We start from the raw sequence: 3,056 nt of genomic DNA on the forward strand, positions 1-3,056 counted from the left end.
ACGCCTGCTGGCGTCAGCGCAACTCTGTTTTCCTGAGCCTTGATTTCTTTTATTACTCCAACAATCATATTGACTACTCTTTTGTGTGTAGTGTATTTGACAGCGATGCAACATTTTGATATTTACCTTGCAGATGGTGACTTAGTTCAATATATCAACTCCTTTCATATTCTCTTTTACCCTGCAAACACGTAATGATTCAGTCTGCAGTTTCACCATATATCAGCTTCAAAAAAGTCGGATGGGTGCCTTGTCTGTTAAGAGGGAACTAAAATGGTTACTGATGCGTCTATACGCATATAAAGGAATATGCGCTAAGCGTGGGAATGGATTGTTTTTGTTTGCAGAAATAAGTGTTGCAACATTGAAAGAAATGGGTATATTTCAATAGAGAAAAGCTATGAAAAGGAGGGAACGAAATGAAAAAGTTTTTGGTTTTAACGCTTATTGCATCAATTATATGCTGTTTTGATGTTTCGGTTTTTGCATCGGATGCCACGTTGGAGGATTCCATAGCACTACATATAGGCAGCCCGCTAATATTGTCGGGCGAAATCATGAAGGCGCTTGATTCAGACAACCCCAATGTTGTTCCGGTAATCCACAAGGATAGGACGCTTGTGCCTTTAAGGGCAATAAGCGAGCACTTTGGTGCTGATGTCGGATATGAAGCTGAGCTTAGGGAGGCATATATCGAGTATGGCGGAAAGAGGTTTGTTTTTCCGATAGATAAGAGCAATTACAGGATTGAGGAATACGGAAGGGAGACCGTGACTATTGCCATTGACACGGAGGCCCTGATAATTCAAGATCGCACTATGGTTCCACTTAGAGTCATCTGCGAAGATGTGTTGGGTAAAAAAGTTGGGTATGGCGACAGAGTAATAACAGTCGGAAATGAAGAAATCGATTTGGATAGTAAAATGGTAGATGGTATAAAGAACAGGATAGGACAGGCACTGAAGGTTTCATCTCGCGAGGAACTAGCCGGAATAGTGGCTGGGATGACTGACAATTATGAAATGAAGGCAATGGATGAAGCACGAGCGCCTGACGGAATGGGTGAGGCGCTCAATGAATCGGCGGCTTCTGAGGATTTTTCGGCAACAAACGAGCAGGTGGCTGGAGTGAATGAAGCCGATATTGTGAAGACCGATGGTAAATATATTTATGTGGTTACTGGCGAATCTGTCAGGGTATACGATTCAAACAATGGGAAGCCGGTTCTTACAGATGAAATAAAAATGACTGTGGATGCAGGTACCGGACAATATATACAATTCAGTGAAATGTATATCGACGATGGAAGGCTTGTAGTTTTAGGTTCACGCAACAGATTCGAGAATTGGATTAGGCCGATTCCAGAGCCTATGGAAGAGATGGAATCTTCGATAATGCCGTTTAGGGATGGAAGGAGCTATGTGTGGTGTGGAATCTACTCAATAGACGAAAGTGGCAAGGCAGATTTGATCAAAGAGATTGAGGTCGAAGGATCTATGATTTCGAGCCGCAAGAAGGATGATGCGGTATATCTGGTGGTAAACAAGTATCTGTATGGATATGGAATAGATTATGAAGAAATAGTCCCGATGTTCAGGGACACTGCTTTAGGAGACGAATACAGGGAACTTCCAATCGACAGAATCATGTACTATCCGAAGAGGGCGGCATCGAATTACCTTATAGTGGCGGCAATAGATATCTTTGATGAAACAAAGGCGGCAACAATAGAGGCGTTCCTTGGCAGCGGAAACATGGTATACATGAGTGATAAAGCCCTTTATGTGGCAGGGCAGGATTATAATTCATTTTGGGGAAGCATTACTAATATAGCCAAGTTCACGGTAGACGGAACAAAAATAGGATTTGCAGGAGGAGGCATGGTGGAGGGGAGCGTACTCAACCAGTTTTCCATGGATGAGTACGAAGGTAGCCTCCGGGTGGCCACAACCAATTGGCAAAGGGAAAATGTCAATGCACTCTATGTGCTGGACGAAAACTTAAACGAAACAGGTTCGGTCGAAAATCTAGCGCCGGGTGAAAGGATATACTCGGTTCGTTTCATGGGGGATAAGGGTTACATTGTGACATTCAGGCAGATAGATCCTCTATTTGTGCTCGACTTGGCAGATTCCGATTCTCCAAGGATTACGGGTGAACTCAAAGTGCCGGGATTTTCCAGCTACCTGCATCCATTGAGTGAAGACCTTATTCTGGGAATTGGACAGAATATAGATGAAAAAACGGGAAGTCAGGAAGGCATAAAGCTCTCAGTTTTCGATGTGTCCGACGAGGGCAAGCCAATGGAAATAAGTAACCTGATTCTCGGAGGCAGAGGAAGCTATGCGGAGGTTTTGTACAACCACAAGGCCCTCATGCTGAATCTGAAAGATGACATGATAGCCTTTGACGCTGTACTTGCTAACAATACCGGAGACTATTCAAAGTCGAATTTCTACGGTGCGGCAATCCTGAAGATCCGAGAGGACGGAGATATGAGCGTATTGAAGCTTATATCAAATGAAGGAATGTATGGGTCCTATGTAAAAAGGGCAATATACATTGGTGATATTCTGTATTATATACTCGATGACAATATTAGGGCTTTCGACATTGAAACTTTTGATGAAATCAAATAATATAATGATTGATTGCATTTAAAGAACCCCTATGAAAACCAATGATTGAAGCGCATATCTATACGCTTCAATCATTGGTTTTCATAGGGTAATGCGGAAATGGGCTTGTCGACAAGCCCGCGTCCATACGTTTAAAGGCAATAGGCTTATTCCTTTTGCGTTTTGCTCTAGGGTGTTGAAATATGGAGTTAATCAACTCTGTAAATATGCGCAAAGACATCGAAAAATAGAGTATAATAAATAGAAATCCATACATAGAATTATATGCATGAAACAGGAATTGAATAAAATTAAAAGGCTCTTTCTTATTTTGTGTGGATTTAACGTTTGATATTTCTACCAATTATGTAAATTCAATTATGTCTACGCAAAAGCCGTTGGCAGATTGAACTCTAAATCACTGCACACCAAATAGAC

General features: G+C 41.9%; 1 protein-coding gene. It reads left to right on the plus strand.

Annotated features, from left to right (window positions below; all coding sequences use genetic code 11):
* The first annotated feature begins 419 nt into the window (after positions 1–419).
* Entirely contained in the window at positions 420–2,639 is a 2,220-nt protein-coding gene (locus tag JJE29_09345) for a beta-propeller domain-containing protein (GenBank protein MBK5252820.1), read from the plus strand.
* The last annotated feature ends 417 nt before the right edge of the window (positions 2,640–3,056 follow it).

This window comes from Peptostreptococcaceae bacterium (assembly GCA_016649995.1).
GTDB lineage: Bacteria > Bacillota > Clostridia > Peptostreptococcales > BM714 > BM714.